Source organism: Ruegeria sp. BC5 (assembly GCF_056539205.1).
Genome location: NZ_JBQFUN010000001.1, coordinates 352,108 through 367,695, shown reverse-complemented (window position 1 = coordinate 367,695; position 15,588 = coordinate 352,108). Strand labels below are relative to the sequence as shown.

The 15,588-nt window shown below is 58.5% G+C and carries 17 protein-coding genes and 1 tRNA gene; 12 read left to right on the top strand and 6 right to left on the bottom strand.

Annotation, left to right across the window (positions count from 1 at the left end; translation table 11 throughout):
• Positions 1 to 2 precede the first annotated feature (2 nt).
• Positions 3 to 890, top strand: a complete 888-nt coding sequence (locus ACR0LY_RS01905) for a fatty acid desaturase (protein ID WP_170348964.1) — start codon at positions 3 to 5, stop codon at positions 888 to 890.
• Positions 891 to 960: 70 nt separating this feature from the next.
• Here ACR0LY_RS01905 and ACR0LY_RS01900 read toward each other — a convergent pair whose 3' ends face one another.
• Positions 961 to 1,554 (bottom strand): dimethylsulfonioproprionate lyase family protein, encoded by a 594-nt coding sequence (locus tag ACR0LY_RS01900; protein ID WP_480640478.1) that lies wholly within the window; start codon positions 1,552 to 1,554, stop codon positions 961 to 963.
• Between the two features lie 116 nt (positions 1,555 to 1,670).
• Positions 1,671 to 2,744, bottom strand: coding sequence for an anhydro-N-acetylmuramic acid kinase (locus ACR0LY_RS01895; RefSeq protein WP_254440196.1), 1,074 nt, complete (start codon positions 2,742 to 2,744; stop codon positions 1,671 to 1,673).
• 243 nt (positions 2,745 to 2,987) lie between these two features.
• On the opposite strand from ACR0LY_RS01895, the gene ACR0LY_RS01890 reads away from it, so the two are divergent.
• Both ACR0LY_RS01890 and tyrS read left to right on the top strand, forming a co-directional pair.
• The gene (locus tag ACR0LY_RS01890; RefSeq protein ID WP_170348967.1) at positions 2,988 to 4,253 is read left to right on the top strand and encodes an MFS transporter; all 1,266 of its coding nucleotides are present in this window, start codon (positions 2,988 to 2,990) and stop codon (positions 4,251 to 4,253) included.
• Between the two features lie 92 nt (positions 4,254 to 4,345).
• A complete protein-coding gene (gene tyrS, locus ACR0LY_RS01885) occupies positions 4,346 to 5,593 on the top strand; it encodes a tyrosine--tRNA ligase (RefSeq protein ID WP_170348968.1) in 1,248 nt (415 codons plus the stop codon).
• Positions 5,594 to 5,673: 80 nt separating this feature from the next.
• On the opposite strand, the gene ACR0LY_RS01880 is transcribed toward tyrS, so the two are convergent.
• Complete coding sequence (locus ACR0LY_RS01880; protein WP_217360541.1) at positions 5,674 to 6,579, bottom strand: hypothetical protein; 906 nt, start codon at positions 6,577 to 6,579, stop codon at positions 5,674 to 5,676.
• 209 nt (positions 6,580 to 6,788) lie between these two features.
• Between ACR0LY_RS01880 and ACR0LY_RS01875 the strand changes: the two genes are divergently transcribed.
• Both ACR0LY_RS01875 and ACR0LY_RS01870 read left to right on the top strand, forming a co-directional pair.
• Positions 6,789 to 7,544: an SDR family NAD(P)-dependent oxidoreductase gene (locus ACR0LY_RS01875; protein ID WP_170348969.1), complete on the top strand. Its 756-nt coding sequence runs from the start codon at positions 6,789 to 6,791 to the stop codon at positions 7,542 to 7,544.
• Positions 7,545 to 7,553: 9 nt separating this feature from the next.
• Entirely contained in the window at positions 7,554 to 8,105 is a 552-nt protein-coding gene (locus ACR0LY_RS01870) for a sugar O-acetyltransferase (protein WP_170348970.1), read from the top strand.
• Here ACR0LY_RS01870 and ACR0LY_RS01865 read toward each other — a convergent pair.
• The 3 genes from ACR0LY_RS01865 to ACR0LY_RS01855 all read right to left on the bottom strand — a co-directional run bounded on the left by ACR0LY_RS01865 (position 8,102) and on the right by ACR0LY_RS01855 (position 11,261).
• Positions 8,102 to 9,910: an ABC-F family ATP-binding cassette domain-containing protein gene (locus ACR0LY_RS01865; protein WP_170348971.1), complete on the bottom strand. Its 1,809-nt coding sequence runs from the start codon at positions 9,908 to 9,910 to the stop codon at positions 8,102 to 8,104. The genes ACR0LY_RS01870 and ACR0LY_RS01865 overlap by 4 nt on opposite strands.
• Positions 9,911 to 9,951: 41 nt before the next feature.
• Complete coding sequence (locus ACR0LY_RS01860; protein WP_254440175.1) at positions 9,952 to 10,686, bottom strand: GNAT family N-acetyltransferase; 735 nt, start codon at positions 10,684 to 10,686, stop codon at positions 9,952 to 9,954.
• A 98-nt stretch (positions 10,687 to 10,784) separates the two neighbouring features.
• Entirely contained in the window at positions 10,785 to 11,261 is a 477-nt protein-coding gene (locus ACR0LY_RS01855; protein ID WP_170348973.1) for an outer membrane protein assembly factor BamE, read from the bottom strand.
• An 85-nt stretch (positions 11,262 to 11,346) separates the two neighbouring features.
• Between ACR0LY_RS01855 and ACR0LY_RS01850 the strand changes: the two genes are divergently transcribed.
• The 7 genes from ACR0LY_RS01850 (at position 11,347) to ACR0LY_RS01820 (ending at position 15,566) form a co-directional block, all read left to right on the top strand.
• Positions 11,347 to 11,883 carry a YceD family protein gene (locus ACR0LY_RS01850; protein WP_170348974.1) on the top strand — a complete coding sequence of 179 codons (537 nt, stop codon included), beginning with the start codon at positions 11,347 to 11,349 and terminating at the stop codon, positions 11,881 to 11,883.
• Between the two features lie 207 nt (positions 11,884 to 12,090).
• Positions 12,091 to 12,297: a 50S ribosomal protein L32 gene (gene rpmF, locus ACR0LY_RS01845; protein WP_008756996.1), complete on the top strand. Its 207-nt coding sequence runs from the start codon at positions 12,091 to 12,093 to the stop codon at positions 12,295 to 12,297.
• A 23-nt stretch (positions 12,298 to 12,320) separates the two neighbouring features.
• Complete coding sequence (gene plsX, locus ACR0LY_RS01840) at positions 12,321 to 13,409, top strand: phosphate acyltransferase PlsX (RefSeq protein WP_170348975.1); 1,089 nt, start codon at positions 12,321 to 12,323, stop codon at positions 13,407 to 13,409.
• A 20-nt stretch (positions 13,410 to 13,429) separates the two neighbouring features.
• A complete protein-coding gene (locus ACR0LY_RS01835; protein WP_170348976.1) occupies positions 13,430 to 14,401 on the top strand; it encodes a beta-ketoacyl-ACP synthase III in 972 nt (323 codons plus the stop codon).
• Positions 14,402 to 14,497: 96 nt separating this feature from the next.
• Entirely contained in the window at positions 14,498 to 14,800 is a 303-nt protein-coding gene (ihfA, locus tag ACR0LY_RS01830) for an integration host factor subunit alpha (RefSeq protein ID WP_008755922.1), read from the top strand.
• Positions 14,801 to 14,818: 18 nt separating this feature from the next.
• Positions 14,819 to 15,427, top strand: coding sequence for a MerR family transcriptional regulator (locus ACR0LY_RS01825; protein ID WP_170348977.1), 609 nt, complete (start codon positions 14,819 to 14,821; stop codon positions 15,425 to 15,427).
• A 62-nt stretch (positions 15,428 to 15,489) separates the two neighbouring features.
• Positions 15,490 to 15,566, top strand: a tRNA-Pro gene (locus ACR0LY_RS01820).
• The last annotated feature ends 22 nt before the right edge of the window (positions 15,567 to 15,588 follow it).

The window sequence follows — 15,588 nt, the reverse complement described above, 5'->3', positions numbered from 1 at the left end:
CCGTGGACCACCGCGCGCTCATAGCGTCGATCCCGCCCGAGGCGAAAGAAAGGCTTCAGCTCCGATCTGACGCCGCTGGGCTGAAGCATTTGGCGGCGTATGGCATAGTACTGGCGGGCACCTCGGCCTGTATCGCATTGCGGGTGCCGCTTTGGCCTCTGTTTATCCTTCCCCAAGGCATCCTTCTGGTTTTCCTGTTTACGCTCAGTCACGAGTGTACGCACAAGACACCGTTTCGCAGTGGCTGGTTGAACGATGTCATCGGGCATCTGGTTTCGATCCCTACCGCCCTGCCCTTTACGTGGTTTCGGTATTTCCATCTGGCCCATCACAAATGGACCAACCACCCGGAAAAAGACCCGGAGCTGGGTGGCAAACCACGACCCGGGAATTGGCGGGACCTGCTGATTTACCTAAGCGGATGGCCGTATTGGAGCGGGATGGCAAAGGTTCTGATGCAAAACGCTTTTGGCCGGATCGACGCGCCCTACCTGCCTGCCCGCCAACACCGCGCCATGCGTATTGAGGCGCGGCTATTGCTGGTTCTCTACGTCCTTGTCGGTCTCAGCCTGCTCTATTCTTCAGTATTGTTCTGGCTATGGATTCTACCGGTGCTGATCGCGCAACCCTTCTTGCGCCTCTTTCTATTAGCCGAACATGGCCTCTGCCCCTCAGTCGCCAATATGCTCGAGAACTCTCGCACCACTTTCACCAACCGCATCGTCCGGTTTCTGGCCTGGAATATGCCCTACCACGCCGAGCACCATGCGTTTCCCAACGTGCCGTTCCATCAATTGCCCGCGCTGCACGATTGGACCCGGGCACATTTGAAATCGACTTCTGAGGGGTATTCCGATTTTTCACTGGATTACATGAAATCCCTGAAGTGAAAATCCGTCTTCCAGTGACCCTGTGACCTCCGACAAAAAAGCTGGTCAAAGTCACCCCCTATCCAACCGTTTAATTGGATGGGGTCAGGACAGGAGGCGTATCGAAACGGTTGCGCCAGGCCACAAGGCACAATATCGGATCGTCCTGCGTTTCCATTGCATGCGGCTGATTGCTTTCGTGATACATAGTGCCGCCTTCGCCGAGGTTTTCACTCGGACAGCCCTCGCGATTGAACACGCCAGTTCCTGAAATCACCATGTACATTTCTTCTGCTGGATGATGATGCCACGGATAGTAAAGCTGAGGCGGCATGTGAACAATCCAAAGCCAGAGTTTGTTCGATAAGAACGGCCCTCCTGCTCCGACGATGGAATAACATCCAAAATTATTCAGGAAACAATCGCCGATATCTGTGTATTTGTAGGTCTCTCGCCAAACCGCGTAAGGTGCTGCGTTTACGATCGCATCCTGCAGGCGAGCATAGGTTTGTGATACCAGCCCCGCCTCCTGCTGCAACACGTCGCCACACGGGAGATGATATGGCTCAATCTCCTGCCTTTGAATGTCATCTGGAAACGGTGCGAACGACGTCATCTGGGGATGGCTGACATATGCATCCCGAGCTTGTTGCAGTAGATTCTGGTAGACGCCTTCTTTGCTCATAAAGAGCGAGGATAACCAGTTTTCAGACTTGGGTTTGTCTGCATGCGACATCGAATGCAAATTTTGCTGCCGAGCGACACGAAAGCCTATCATCTGAGGTTCCAGCCAAATTCCCTTCAGCCAGCAGCACCCATCGAAACCGTACTGACAACTCCTCCCCCGACAAGAGCTTTAACCCCAGTTGTTCCAGGGCATGATGTCGGCAACCCACGTGCCACGCGTACTGCGAGATAGGCGAAGGCCTGTGCCTCGAGCATGTCGCCGTCCAACCCTACCGCTTCGACCGGCTCGACCGGGCAGTCCAGTGCGACGCGCAGCATCTCCATCAGCACCGGGTTATGCCGCCCGCCGCCAGTGACCAGAAGACGCGCAGGCGGTTTGGGGCAATGTTCCATCCCCTGCAGCACGCCCGCCGCACACATGCCGGTCAGTGTGGCCACCGCGTCGGCGTCGTTTAGCTCCTGAACCAACCGGATCATCTCGGCAAAGTCGTTCCGGTCAAGAGACTTAGGGGGCATTCGGGTAAAGTAAGGCTCAGCCAGAAACAGTTCGAGCGCGCCCATCTCGACCGTGCCGCCACGCGCAACCGCACCATCGCGGTCCATCGGCAGGCCCAGACGCGCCTGCATCAGGTCATCAACGGGTGCATTGGCGGGACCGGTGTCAAAGGCCAGCAGAGCTCCGGGCGCTTCCGGGCCGTCAAAGCCGGGGTCCACATAAGTCAGGTTTCCCACCCCGCCGAGGTTCAAAAAACACAGCGGTTGGGTCGCCCCGATCCATTTAGCGCAGGCAAAGTGAAAGAATGGTGCTAGGGGCGCACCTTCCCCCCCCATCGCCACGTCGTCACTGCGGAAATCCCAGACGACCGGCACGCCTAAAGCCTGCGCCAACCCCTTGCCGTCGCCCACTTGTAACGTACCCCGCCCATGTGGTTCGTGCGCCAGAGTCTGCCCGTGAAAGCCGATCAGATCGATCTCTTCAAATTCCGAGAGCGCCTCGGCGTGCGCAATGGTAACCAGCTCAGCCGCCTTGTCCACGTCCGGGCCGTGCCATTGACTCAGCGCCGCGCGCAGATCGCTGCGCTCGGCCTCGGTATAGGCGCGATAGCCGCTTGGGCCAAAACCGATGATGTGATGCCCATCGGTTTCCACCACCGCAGCATCCACACCGTCCAGCGACGTGCCAGACATTGCACCCAGGGCTTTGATCGGCCCGCCTTTCCTGATGGCCCGGTTCACGCTCACCTCATTTATCTTGTTTTATGGCGCTCAACCTGCCTGTTCATCGCCCCACTAGGCAAGTCACATCACGCGGTCCACGTGCTTTTTTGCTACAACCTGCGCGCCTGCAACCACAACACGAGCGACGGGACGGTTGCACCGGCGCACGGCCTGAGTAAGCATTGCGACCAACTGCACCCTAAACGGACGACCATGACGGACACACAGACACCCAACCAGCCCGCGCAGGGGCGCAATTACCAGCTTATCTTTTGGTCAGGGTCACTGGCCACAATTGGCGGGCAGCTGGTGAACCCCAATCTGGTGCTGCCCTTCCTGTATCTGGCCTTGGGGGCGCCTACGTTTTTCGCGGGCCTGTTGCTGCCCTTCGTGACCGGATCGCGCCTGATTGCCGAGATTTTCATGTCTCCGTTCATCAACCGGGTGACCCGCGCGAAACTGGCGGTTTACGTGCCGAACATCCTGACGGCCGCCATTCTGTCGGTCGTGGCATTGTTCGCAACAAACCTCCCCAATCTTCTGATTGTGTTACTATTTCTGACAACCGCGGTTGTAATGGGACTGTGCCAAGGGATCACCAGTCTGGGCACCAGCCAAATCTATGGCATCTCGGTGCCCGAGGCGAAACGAAATCGGATGGTGTTTGCACAGGCCACAATCTCAGGCATTCTGGCCATTCTTGTGGTCTGGGTGACGCGCGATCTGCTGGCCTCGGATGAACCAATGCAGCGCCACATCGTCGTCCTGTGGTGCGGCGTTGTCGCCATGTTCGCCGCCGGCGTCAGCTTTGCCGGTGTCCGGCTGCTGGAACAAGAGCAAGCCCGTGCCCCCGCACCCAAAAGCAAACCCAAACCGCTGGCTGAGTTGGTGACCGGTTTCAAAACCGGAATGGCTTATTCGTGGTATCGCAAGTTTCTAACGGCGCGTCTGATCTTTGTCTCGGTTGAACTGGCCATGCCGTTTTACACAATCCACGCTGCGACCTTTCACGTGGGCACCAAACACTCACTCAGCTATTTCGTGATGGCCGCCAGTCTTGGTATGGTGCTGGGCTCGATCCTGTGGGGTTGGCTCAGCGGTCGGATCTCGGTCAAGCCGGTGATGTGGCTGGGGTGCTTGATCTCGGCAGTTTCAGCCATACTGGCGCTGGCCTTCACATTCCTTGGCTATGCGCAGAACGTCTGGGTTTATGCGCTGGTCATCCTGCTGCTGTCACTGGGCGGGAATGGCGTCATTTATGGCCGCTATCTCTATATCATTGAAAAGACATCGGAACAGGAGCGTCCCTACCTGGTCGCCCTTGGCGATGTTAGCGCCGGACTGATCGGCATGGTCTTTGCTGCGATCCTGGGCGCGGTGGCACATCTGCACGATCCAATCACCCCGATCTTTGCACTGGCCGCGCTGAACCTGATCGCAATGCTCTATGCGTTGCGCCTGCCTCCGGTCAAAAGCTGACACTGCCCACGTTTTTCTTGGAAATGGTGGCTTTTCCTTGCCCAAAGCGACGCCTATACAGTGCCCCGCAACATCAACCCAAAGGGCACGATATGACCTACCACCCCAAATCGGATTTCATCGCCACGATGATCGAGCGCGGCTTTCTCGCCGACTGCACCGATTATCAGGGCCTTGACGAAGCGCTGATCAGTGGGTGCAAGCCGGCCTATATCGGCTTTGATGCGACGGCAAAATCGTTGCATGTGGGCAGCCTGATCCAAATCATGATGCTGCGCTGGTTCCAGAAAACCGGCCATCAGCCGATCACCCTGATGGGCGGCGGCACCACCAAGGTGGGCGATCCGTCGTTCCGCGCGGATGAACGTCCCCTGTTGGGGCCCGAACAGATCGACGAAAACATCGCGGGCATCAAAAAGGTGTTCTCGGCCTATATCGACTATGAAAGTGACGCCGAAAACAAAGCTCTGATGCTGAACAATGCCGAGTGGCTGGACGACCTGAACTACCTCGATTTCCTGCGGGACATCGGGCGGCACTTCTCGGTCAACCGCATGCTTTCGTTTGAGTCCGTGAAATCGCGGCTGGATCGAGAACAATCGCTCAGCTTCCTCGAATTCAACTACATGATCCTGCAGGCTTATGATTTCCTTGAGCTGAACCGCCGCTATGGCTGCGTTCTGCAGATGGGCGGCTCGGATCAGTGGGGCAATATCGTCAATGGGATCGACCTAACCCGCCGCGTGCTGGATCACGAGATTTACGGTCTGACCTCGCCCCTGTTGACCACCAGCGACGGCAAGAAGATGGGCAAATCTCAGGACGGTGCCGTGTGGCTGAACGCCGAGATGCGCTCGCCCTACGAATTCTGGCAGTTCTGGCGCAACACCACCGATGCGGATGTCGGGCGGTTCCTGAAGCTCTACACCGAAATGCCGGTGGATGAGTGCGAGCGCCTGGGCGCGCTGCAAGGGTCCGAAATCAATGAGGCCAAGATCCGTCTTGCCAACGAGGTGACCACCCTTGCCCACGGTGCTTTAGCCGCTGCGACTGCCGAGGCCACCGCACGCGAAGTGTTTGAGAGAGGGGGCGTTGGGGATGACCTGCCGACCGTGATCGTCGGCGAGGGCACCCTCCCAATCTCGATCGTGCAATTGTTCGTCATTTCCGGTCTCGCGAAGTCGGGCAAAGAGGCCAAACGCCTGATTGCTGAAAACGGCGCCAAAGTGGACGATGCCCCTTTGACGGATGCGGGCCTGATGATCGACGCAGGCGCTCTGTCCTCACCCGTCAAATTGAGCGCAGGCAAGAAGCGGCACGCCTTGGTCCGGCTGGCCTAAACTGTTCCAACACGGCTAACGGCCACCCAATTGGGTGGCCGTTTTCGTTTCAGGCGCTGACGCGCAGGTGGCAAACGGGCTTAGCGTTTTCCATCCTTGCCGCCGCCTTTTCCGTCGCCGTGGCCGCCCTTACCACCGCCATGGCCTCCTTTGCCGCCGCCTTTACCGTCGCCGTGGCCGCCTTTGCCACCGCCATGGCCGCCTTTACCGTCGCCGTGGCCGCCTTTGCCTCCGCCGTGACCGCCGCCATTGCTGCCCCCATTGCCGTGACCACCGCCGCCATTGCCATTGCCGTTATTGCCGCCACCGTTTCCGGTGCCGGGGCCAGAGCCGCCGTTATTGCCACCGCCGTTGCCGGAATTCCCGTTGTTTCCGTTACCATTACCGGGGCCGCCGTTGTTGCCACCGTTGCCGCTGCCGTTGTTGCCGCCGTTGCCACCACCGTTGTTGCCGCCATTGCCGCCGCCGTTGTTGCCGCCGTTGCCGCCGCCACCGCCGTTGCCTGGGTCACCGCCGCCGTCACCGGGATCACCGCCACCATCACCGGGGTCGCCGCCACCGTCACCGGGGCCACCGCCGCCGTTGCCGGGGTTACCACCTCCGCCTCCGCCGCCAGACCCGGAACCGCCTCCGTTATCTGAATCAAGACCGGCAAACTGATCATTTCCCCGCGCCTCGCCTGGATTTCCCGATGCACCAATCGAACCCGTTGGTTGGTCGGTCAACAACGAAGCCAATCCTGGGCATTGCGCCGTTGTGTTGCGCAATGTGGTCGCGAAATCCGACCGTTGTTGCAGGCGTTCCAGAAAGCTGGGTGTCACCTGCTGACAATCACACAGCGCCTGATAATCCCCCCGATTTGCAGCATCCCGGGCGGTCTTCCAGTTGCACACCTCTGGCGCAGCTGCGGCGCTGCTTACCGCCATCACAGTCAGAAAAGGTGCAGTTACCAGCACAGGAATTCCGACTTTCAAACTCTTACGCATAACACTTGTCTCCTTGTTCGGCGCCCCCTCGACGCGTCAAATTGATAGGTACCGATGTGAGACTTGCGCATTAAGCGCAGTTAAAGTTCCTCTGAGAATCGCTTGAGAAACGGCATAAAACTTTGAAAAATCTCGTCCGAATTGTGGACATCACCTAAATCCTCAGATTAACTGAACATACGTTCATATCCTGAGAGGAGACCGCCGCCATGCAATTGTCCACCACATCCGCGATCATCACTGGCGGTGCTTCGGGGCTGGGCGAAGCAACCGCACGTCACTTTGCCGAGCGCGGCGCGCAGGTCACTATTCTGGACCGCGACGCCGTCCGTGGCACTCAGGTCGCGGAGGAAATCGGAGGGCATTTTGCTGAAACGGACGTGACGAACGAGGAATCCGTCGCCGCAGCGATCGATCGGGCGATGAACAATATGGGCCAGATCACGGCCGCCGTGAACTGCGCCGGAATCGCTTATGGCATCAAGACGGTGGGCAAAGACGGCCCCCACCCTCTGGACGCCTTTCAACGCACCATCGACATCAATCTGGTGGGCACATTCAACGTCTCGCGCCTGGCTGCGGCTGAAATGGCAAAGAATGACCCTGAGCCCGACGGCGCACGCGGTGTGATCATCAATACCGCATCGATCGCGGCCTTTGACGGGCAAAAGGGACAAGCGGCCTATGCGGCCTCAAAAGGTGGAGTGGTCGGGATGACCCTGCCGATGTCCCGCGATCTGGCCGCGACCGGGATACGGGTGATGGCCATCGCCCCCGGTATCTTCATGACCCCGATGCTGGCCGGTCTACCAGAAGAGGTACAGCAGCAACTGGCCGCTGACGTCCCCAACCCGGCCCGTCTGGGTGATCCGCGTGAATACGGGCGACTGGCCGGGTTTATCGTCGAGATGGGATACCTGAACGGAGAGGTCATCCGCATCGACGGTGCCCTGCGAATGCGCTAGGTCAGTTTCATGACCGAACGCGAAAAGATGCAGGCCGGAGAGTGGTATTGCTGTTTGAATCCGGAATTGGATGCCCTGCGCGCACAAGCCCGGCGCGCGGTTCACGCGCATAACACCTGTCCACCGGATACCCGCGGTGCGATAGCACCGGAATTGCTGGCGTTGTTCGGCAACGTCGGGTCGGATTGCTTTCTCGAGGCTCCTTTTCACTGCGCCTATGGGGTGAACATCCATCTAGGCCAGCGCGTTTACTTCAACGCGGGCTGCGTGGTTCTGGACACTGCTGCGGTGCGTGTAGGAGACGGCACGATGTTCGGACCGCACGTTCAGATTTATTGCGCTCAACACGCCAAAGACCCGGTTGAGCGTGCGCAGGGTCTTGAAATTGGTCTTCCGGTGACGATTGGGCGGAATGTCTGGGTGGGCGGTGGAGCCATCTTGATGCCCGGCATCACCATCGGCGACAATGCCACCATCGGTGCGGGCAGCGTCGTGACCAAAGACGTCGCGGCCGAAGAAACGGTCGTTGGAAACCCTGCCCGAGCGCTGAAACAGTCCTAAGCGCCTTCGGCCTTTTCTTCGAGCATCAGCCACTCATCCTCGGCTGCGGCCAGTTTTTCCTGCCGCTCGACCAACGCCTCGGTCGCCTTCTGGAATTTAACCGGCTCGCGAGTGAACAATTCGGGATCGGACATGAGGTCTTCCAGTTTGCCGATCTCGGCCTCAAGCCGGGCGATTTCGGCGGGTAGTTTCTCAAGCCGGTGTTTTTCCGAGAAAGACAGGCCCGATTTCGCCTGACTTTCCGGCTTGACCTTTGGCTTTGAGGGTTTTGATTTTTCTACCTTCTTTTCCGCAACGTCCCCTCGCTGTGCAATATAGTCCGACCACCCACCCGCATAGACGATTGCGCGGCCATTGCCCTCCATCGCGATGGTCGTAGTGGCGACGCGGTCCAAGAAATCCCGGTCGTGACTGACCAGCAGAACGGTGCCGTCATAATCGTCCAGCAGTTCCTGCAACAGATCCAGCGTTTCGACATCCAGATCGTTGGTCGGTTCGTCCAGCACCAGCAGGTTCGAGGATTTCGCCATCAGCTTGGCCAGCAGCAATCGCGCTTTTTCACCCCCTGACAGGGATTTAACCGCCGCTCTGGCCTGCCGTTCGTCAAACAGGAATTCCTTGAGGTAGCCGACCACATGCTTGGGTTGGCCACCGACCATCACCTGATCGGCCTTGCCGGAAACCCGCATCTCGGGGTCGCCGGTCAGACTATCCCAAAGGCTCATTTCCGGGTCCAATTGCGCGCGGGTCTGATCGAACACCGCAACCTCAAGATTGGTACCCAGGGTCACCGACCCATCATCCGGTTGCTCTTGTCCAAGCAGCATTTTCAGCAGGGTCGTCTTGCCTACACCATTGGGTCCGACAAAAGCCACCCGATCACCGCGTTGCACCAATAGGTCGAAGTTCCGCACGATCTGTTGCGCATCAAAGGACTTGGATAAGCCTTTGGCCTCGATCACTTTTCGTCCGGATTTCGGCCCTGCCTCAAGCGCCATAGCGGCCGAACCCTGGCGTTTGATTTGCGCCGCCTTTTCGGCCCGCAATTCCTGCAGGGCGCGCACGCGGCCTTGATTGCGCTTGCGTCGTGCGCTGATGCCCTCGACAGCCCATTTTGCCTCGGATTTAATCAGGCGGTTCAGCTTGTGACGTTGCTGATCTTCCTCATCCCAAACTTTGTCACGCCAGGTTTCGAAAGCGTCGAACCCCTGTTCCTGTCGCCGCACCATTCCGCGGTCAATCCACAGCGTGGCTCGGGTTAATGCCCGCAAAAACGCGCGGTCGTGCGAGATCAGAACAAACGCAGCCCGCGTCGCGCCCAGCTCACGCTCGAGCCAGGCGATGGCTTCGATATCTAGGTGGTTGGTCGGCTCGTCCAGCAGCATCAGGTCTGGCGCCTCGGCCATCAGCTTGGCCAAAGCCGCGCGTCGCCGCTCGCCGCCCGAGGCCGTTTCGACCGGGCGCGACGGGTCGAATTTCAGCCCCTCTCCGGCACGTTCAACCTTGTACAGCTCACCCGGTTCTAATCCGCTTGAGGCATAGTCGCCGAGCGTGGTGAACCCTAGCATGGTTGGATCTTGTTCCATGTAGCCCACGGATTTACCGGGCGGAATCACAATGTCGCCTTGGTCTGGCTCGACCAGACCGGCCATCACTTTCATCAAGGTTGATTTGCCGGACCCATTGCGCCCCACCAACGCGACACGATCGCCCGGCTGCACCACCAGGTCCAGCCCCGAAAACACCGGATCACCCCCAAAGGTCAGGGAAATGCCGGACATCTGCAACAAAGGAATTCTCGCCATGCCCGCCAGCTAAACCGGCAAGGCCAAGGGGTCAACGGGGATTACCGAACCACCGCTCGCAACAAACGTTTCCTTGCCGGGGGAATCGCACCAATCTCAAGTCCGGTGAACACATGCAGCGTGTTCATATGCCGATCGACGACCGCATGGTCACTGACCCAGCCGCCCATCATCAGATAAGTACGCAGCAAGGGCGGCATCCGCAACATCGCCTTTTTCACATCCGGCCTGCGACGCAGACGCGTGGCAAAGCGGAATACATCCGGTGCCTTGACCCGTGGCAGCCAACGTTTTGGGGCGAGATGCCTGTGCTTTAGAATCGCGAACGCATCCAGATACTCCTCGGTTTCGGTCCCAGCGAAGGACGAACAGCCAAACAGCATCTCGACATCATTCTGATCTACATAGGCCGTCATTGCCCCCCAGGCGACACGCAGAATGTCTGGGTCGGTCCAGTCCGGATGAACGCAAAACCGCCCCATCTCAACCATCCGACCGCTAAACCCCGCAAGCGCCGAAAGATCATAGAACTGCGCCGAATAGCTGCGGCCGATTTCAGTGCCATCTGCCATGGTCAGCATGCGGAAACAACAGACCACCTGCCCGCCTGCGCGCACATCTTCGACCAGAATATGGGCACAGACCGAATCGAAATCGTCCTGATCGATTTTTTCTGTCCCAAAGGCCAACATCCGCAGCTGCTGTGCCGCCGCCAGGTCCTGCCGCGACTGCGCCAGCCGGGCGCGATACCGCCCCTTACCAAGCAATAGTGCCATGGTCGCATCCTCCGCGGTTGCTGACCTGTTTCCTCTTGCCATGCCCCTATCACACAATGTGTGATTGCCGCATGACCATCGCAAGATGTGGCTGTAACTTATTGTGACGTGCCGGGAATATTGGCCGGGTTAAAGTTACCGATGTTACCCAACAGCTGACGGATAAAGCCCTGACCCTGAATCGTGGACTCGGTAATCCGGCGATCCAGCGTAACGACAATACCATCCTCAAGCCCGAACCGTTCGATGTTCCGAACCACGCCCCGGTCATCAAAGCTGATCGCCACCAACTCACGCGAGACCACTTCGGGCTTTTTCGGGCCGTAATGACGAATGCGTGACCGGACGTAATAGAACCCGGAATCGCGGATCACGCCGGACGAACTGGGGGCGCCGACCGCCTCGATCACACTGTCGCGGGTGTCCACACCCACTTTGACCTCGGCCAGGTCCTCGGGCGTTGGGACATATCCGTGATTCTTGAAGACCGGCGAACATGCACCAGCCGCTGCCAGACAGGCCGCAAAGACAAGCGTTTTCGACGCCGGTTTCAACCTGTTCACAACCTTCAACATTCACACCCTCTTGCCTTGGCCCGTTACGGACCCTATCCGCTTACATCAAACCGCAGCCCCGGTTCAACACAGGAAAGGGTCACGAATGAGCAACCAGACATCTCTGCGGGTGGCCGATCTGCCCCAAAATGCACCAACCCCCTTTGAGTTGCGCCCAGACGCCAAGGCTTTGGAGGCTACCAGAGACGAGTTGGGCTTGCTTGGCCTACGCAAGCTCAGCTTTGTGGGTGACGTAAGGGCACAGGGCAAGCGCGACTGGGTATTGAACGGAAAACTGGGGGCTACAGTGATTCAGCCCTGCGTGGTGACATTGGAACCGGTGACCACCCGCATCGACATCCCGGTCGCGCGAATCTATGTGGCCGATTGGGTTGATCCAGAAGAGCCCGAGTTTGAAATTCCCGAAGGTGATGAAACCGAACAGCTTGGTGCTGAGATCGACCCAGCGCTTGTCATGGTCGAGGCCCTGTCGCTGGCCCTGCCCCAATACCCACGTAAAGACGGTGCCGAACTGGGACAGGCCGACTATACCGAGCCGGGCAAACAGGCCATGACAGACGAAGACGTCAAGCCCTTTGCCGGTCTGGCCAGTCTGCGCGACGCGCTGAAAAAAGACGAGTGACATAGGTCTGTTTTCCTGTCATATCAGGCCCTCAGAAAAATCGCTTGAACATGTCGAGAATCGCAGTATTTTCGCGCGCTCATCGGAATTTGGGTTGGACATTGCGGGGATCGTCCCCTAAACGCGCGTCAAACCACGAGATAAACGAAGAATGAAACCCGGCCCACAGCGAATCTGTTGGCCCTTAGTTAGACAAAGGTTGAGACCATGGCCGTCCAACAGAACAAAGTTTCCAAGTCGCGTCGCAACAACCGCCGCGCACACGACGCTCTGGTTGCTGCAAACCCGAACGAATGCCCCAACTGCGGCGAGCTGAAGCGCCCGCACCACGTCTGCGCGTCCTGCGGCCACTACGATGACCGCGAAGTCGTCGCACAGGCCGACGAAATCGACCTGGACGAAGACGCGGCCTAAGCCTTTAAAAGCGCAGGCAAGGCATGACTGAACAGCCCTCGCACGCCGGACGGATTACCATTTCGGTTGACGCTATGGGCGGAGACTCGGGGCCCGCGACTGTGGTTGCGGGCATTGCCAAATCGGCAATCAAAAACCCCGATATCGCGTTTATTCTGCACGGGCCTGAGCCTACGCTGCGCAAACTTGTTGCCAAACGGCGTGTCCTGCAGGGGCGCGTCGTTTTTCGTGATTGCCCCGATGTAGTCACGATGGAGGACAAGCCCAGTCAGGTTGTCCGCAGTGGCAAGCAGACCTCGATGTGGTCAACGCTGGAATCAGTGCGGCAAGGTGAGGCGCATGGCGCCGTTTCCTGCGGCAACACCGGCGCGCTGATGGCGCTGTCGATGATGCGGTTGCGCAAATTGCCGGGTGTAAATCGTCCGGCGATTGCGATTCTGTGGCCATCGCGCAACCCGCAGGGGTTCAACGTGATGCTGGATGTGGGCGCGGATGTGCGCGCCGACGCCAAGGATCTGCTGCAATATGCGCTGATGGGTGCATCCTATGCGCGCAACGGCATGGCGCTGGAACGTCCTCGGATCGGTCTGTTGAACGTGGGCACCGAAGAACACAAGGGCCGCGCCGAGCTTAAAGAAGCACATGCTATGATCACGGAATTCGCAGAGCAGGCGAATTTCGATTTTGTCGGTTTCGTTGAAGGCAGCGACATTCCCGGCGACAAGGCGGATGTCATTGTCACTGATGGGTTTACCGGCAACGTCGCCATTAAGACCGGCGAAGGCACCGCCAGCCTGATTGGCGACCTGTTGCGCAAAGCGTTCAAGTATTCACCGCTGTCACGCCTCGCTTCGGTACTGGCGATCACGTCGTTAAATCGTTTGAAAAAGCGTATCGACCCGCGCCAAGTGAATGGCGGCGTTTTTCTTGGCCTCAACGGAACCGTGGTCAAATCACATGGTGGCGCGGATGCCATCGGAGTCTCGGCAGCAGTCAAACTGGCCTTTACCCTGGCCCAGTCTGGTTTCGCCGAAAAATTGGCGGCACGGGTTGCATCGACAGCCGAGCTTGCACAAGATGCCGCCCACACGCCGCCAAAGGCTGGCGAATAACAAAAAGGCAGTACCCAAGCATGGCAGGCCGTTCAGTTGTCGTTGGTGTCGGACACTATTTGCCAGAGCGCATCGTTCCGAATTCCGAGTTTGAAAAGAGGCTCGATACAACGGATGAGTGGATTAAGACCCGCTCGGGTATCGAGCGCCGCCATTTCGCCGCCGAAAACGAAACAACGTCCGATCTGGCAACCAAAGCGGCCGAGGCCGCGCTGGCCGATGCGGGGCTAGTGGCTGACGATATCGATGCGATCATTGTGGCAACTTCGACCGCCGATCTGACTTTCCCATCTGCCGCAACCATGGTGCAGGCACAGTTGGGCATGACCAAAGGCTTTGCCTTTGACGTTCAGGCCGTCTGCGCCGGGTTCGTCTTTGCGCTGACCAATGCCAACGCCCTGATCGTATCCGGTCAGGCCAAGCGCGTTCTGGTCATCGGGGCTGAAACCTTCTCGCGAATCATGGACTGGACGGACCGGTCCACCTGCGTGCTGTTCGGTGATGGCGCTGGTGCGCTAGTGTTGGAGCTGCAAGAGGGCGAAGGCAGTGCCCAGGATCGCGGCATTCTGGCGACCGACCTTAATTCAGACGGCCGGTACAAGGACCTGCTTTACGTCGATGGCGGTGTGTCGACCCAATCGACCGGACATCTGCGGATGCAAGGTAATCAGGTGTTCCGCCATGCGGTCGAAAAACTGGCCAAAACGGCAGAAACCGCGTTGCAAAGCGTTGGCCTCAGCAACACTGACGTCGATTGGATTGTGCCCCATCAGGCAAATATCCGTATTATTCAGGGCACCGCCAAGAAAATGGGCCTGCCGATGGAAAACGTCGTCGTCACCGTTCAGGACCATGGCAACACATCGGCCGCGTCGATTCCTCTTGCCTTGTCCGTCGGCAAACAGCGCGGGCAAATCAAGCAGGGCGATCTGCTTGTGACCGAGGCCATCGGCGGCGGTCTGGCCTGGGGCGCGGTTGTGCTGCGCTGGTAACCGGCGCAATTCGGCTTACACGCAGACTTGCAATTCATTGATATTGACAGCGAATTTCCCCTCACCGTATTCTGCGGTATCAACAGGGGAAATGGTATGGGCGATAAAACACTGACCCGAATGGATCTGAGCGAGGCCGTCTTTCGTGAGGTTGGCCTGTCACGCAACGAAAGTGCACAGCTGGTCGAAAGCGTTCTGAACCACATGTCCGACGCATTGGTGCGCGGCGAGCAGGTTAAGATTTCGTCATTCGGCACATTCAGCGTTCGGGACAAAACTGCCCGCATCGGCCGCAACCCCAAAACCGGCGAAGAGGTTCCGATTCAACCCCGCCGGGTTCTGACGTTCCGCCCGTCGCACCTGATGAAGGATCGCGTCGCCGCAGGGAACCGTAAGTAAGATCAGGACGACACGGTCATGAGCAAGTCCCCCGACGCCTTTCGCACGATCAGTGAAGTTGCGGACTGGCTGGGCGTTCAGGCTCATGTCCTGCGATTCTGGGAAAGCCGTTTCAATCAGGTCAAACCGGTAAAGCGTGCCGGAGGGCGGCGTTACTACCGTCCCAACGACATGCGCCTGCTGGGCGGTATCAAGAAACTGCTGCACGAGGACGGGATAACCATCAAAGGCGTTCAGCGTATCCTGCGCGAACAGGGCGTGGCGCATGTTTCCGCGCTTTCGCAAGGGTTGGACGAGGTGGCCAAACCGGACGCCACCGCTAATGACAGTGTAGTTGTGCCCTTCTCTTCTAAGCCAGTCGAGACAAGCGAACAGATCAACCTAAATCTGGACGACGCTGCACCCGTTGCCGAGGCCCCTAAGGTGGAACCTGCTGAACCCAAACCGCAGCCGGTCGCGGCGCAACCCACACCGGAGTTTCTGGATGAGGCCCCTCTGCTGGGTGGAATCGCAACGCAGGCATGGAATCGCACCGATTTCGATGACGATCTGCTGAAACAGATTGCTCCGGTGGCAAAGGACCTGCGCGCCGTTCTTAACCGCATTGAAAACCGAACGGCGGGATAAGAAAAAAAGGCGATGATTTCCTCTTGCCCCTGCCGGGAAAGTCTTTATGAACACCTCAACGTCGGGCTATGGCGCAGCCTGGTAGCGCGTCCGTCTGGGGGACGGAAGGTCGCAGGTTCGAGTCCTGCTAGCCCGACCAAATCATACCGACGTTTATGGCA

What these genes read in the sequence shown, in the direction of transcription:
- ACR0LY_RS01900 (WP_480640478.1), bottom strand. Translation starts at nt 1,554, where the DNA reads ATGAGCAAAGAAGGCGTCTACCAGAATCTACTGCAACAAGCTCGGGAT.
- ACR0LY_RS01895 (WP_254440196.1), bottom strand. Translation starts at nt 2,744, where the DNA reads ATGTCTGGCACGTCGCTGGACGGTGTGGATGCTGCGGTGGTGGAAACC.
- ACR0LY_RS01890 (WP_170348967.1), top strand. Translation starts at nt 2,988, where the DNA reads ATGACGGACACACAGACACCCAACCAGCCCGCGCAGGGGCGCAATTAC.
- tyrS (WP_170348968.1), top strand. Translation starts at nt 4,346, where the DNA reads ATGACCTACCACCCCAAATCGGATTTCATCGCCACGATGATCGAGCGC.
- ACR0LY_RS01880 (WP_217360541.1), bottom strand. Translation starts at nt 6,579, where the DNA reads ATGCGTAAGAGTTTGAAAGTCGGAATTCCTGTGCTGGTAACTGCACCT.
- ACR0LY_RS01875 (WP_170348969.1), top strand. Translation starts at nt 6,789, where the DNA reads ATGCAATTGTCCACCACATCCGCGATCATCACTGGCGGTGCTTCGGGG.
- ACR0LY_RS01870 (WP_170348970.1), top strand. Translation starts at nt 7,554, where the DNA reads ATGACCGAACGCGAAAAGATGCAGGCCGGAGAGTGGTATTGCTGTTTG.
- ACR0LY_RS01865 (WP_170348971.1), bottom strand. Translation starts at nt 9,910, where the DNA reads ATGGCGAGAATTCCTTTGTTGCAGATGTCCGGCATTTCCCTGACCTTT.
- ACR0LY_RS01860 (WP_254440175.1), bottom strand. Translation starts at nt 10,686, where the DNA reads ATGGCACTATTGCTTGGTAAGGGGCGGTATCGCGCCCGGCTGGCGCAG.
- ACR0LY_RS01855 (WP_170348973.1), bottom strand. Translation starts at nt 11,261, where the DNA reads ATGTTGAAGGTTGTGAACAGGTTGAAACCGGCGTCGAAAACGCTTGTC.
- ACR0LY_RS01850 (WP_170348974.1), top strand. Translation starts at nt 11,347, where the DNA reads ATGAGCAACCAGACATCTCTGCGGGTGGCCGATCTGCCCCAAAATGCA.
- rpmF (WP_008756996.1), top strand. Translation starts at nt 12,091, where the DNA reads ATGGCCGTCCAACAGAACAAAGTTTCCAAGTCGCGTCGCAACAACCGC.
- plsX (WP_170348975.1), top strand. Translation starts at nt 12,321, where the DNA reads ATGACTGAACAGCCCTCGCACGCCGGACGGATTACCATTTCGGTTGAC.
- ACR0LY_RS01835 (WP_170348976.1), top strand. Translation starts at nt 13,430, where the DNA reads ATGGCAGGCCGTTCAGTTGTCGTTGGTGTCGGACACTATTTGCCAGAG.
- ihfA (WP_008755922.1), top strand. Translation starts at nt 14,498, where the DNA reads ATGGGCGATAAAACACTGACCCGAATGGATCTGAGCGAGGCCGTCTTT.
- ACR0LY_RS01825 (WP_170348977.1), top strand. Translation starts at nt 14,819, where the DNA reads ATGAGCAAGTCCCCCGACGCCTTTCGCACGATCAGTGAAGTTGCGGAC.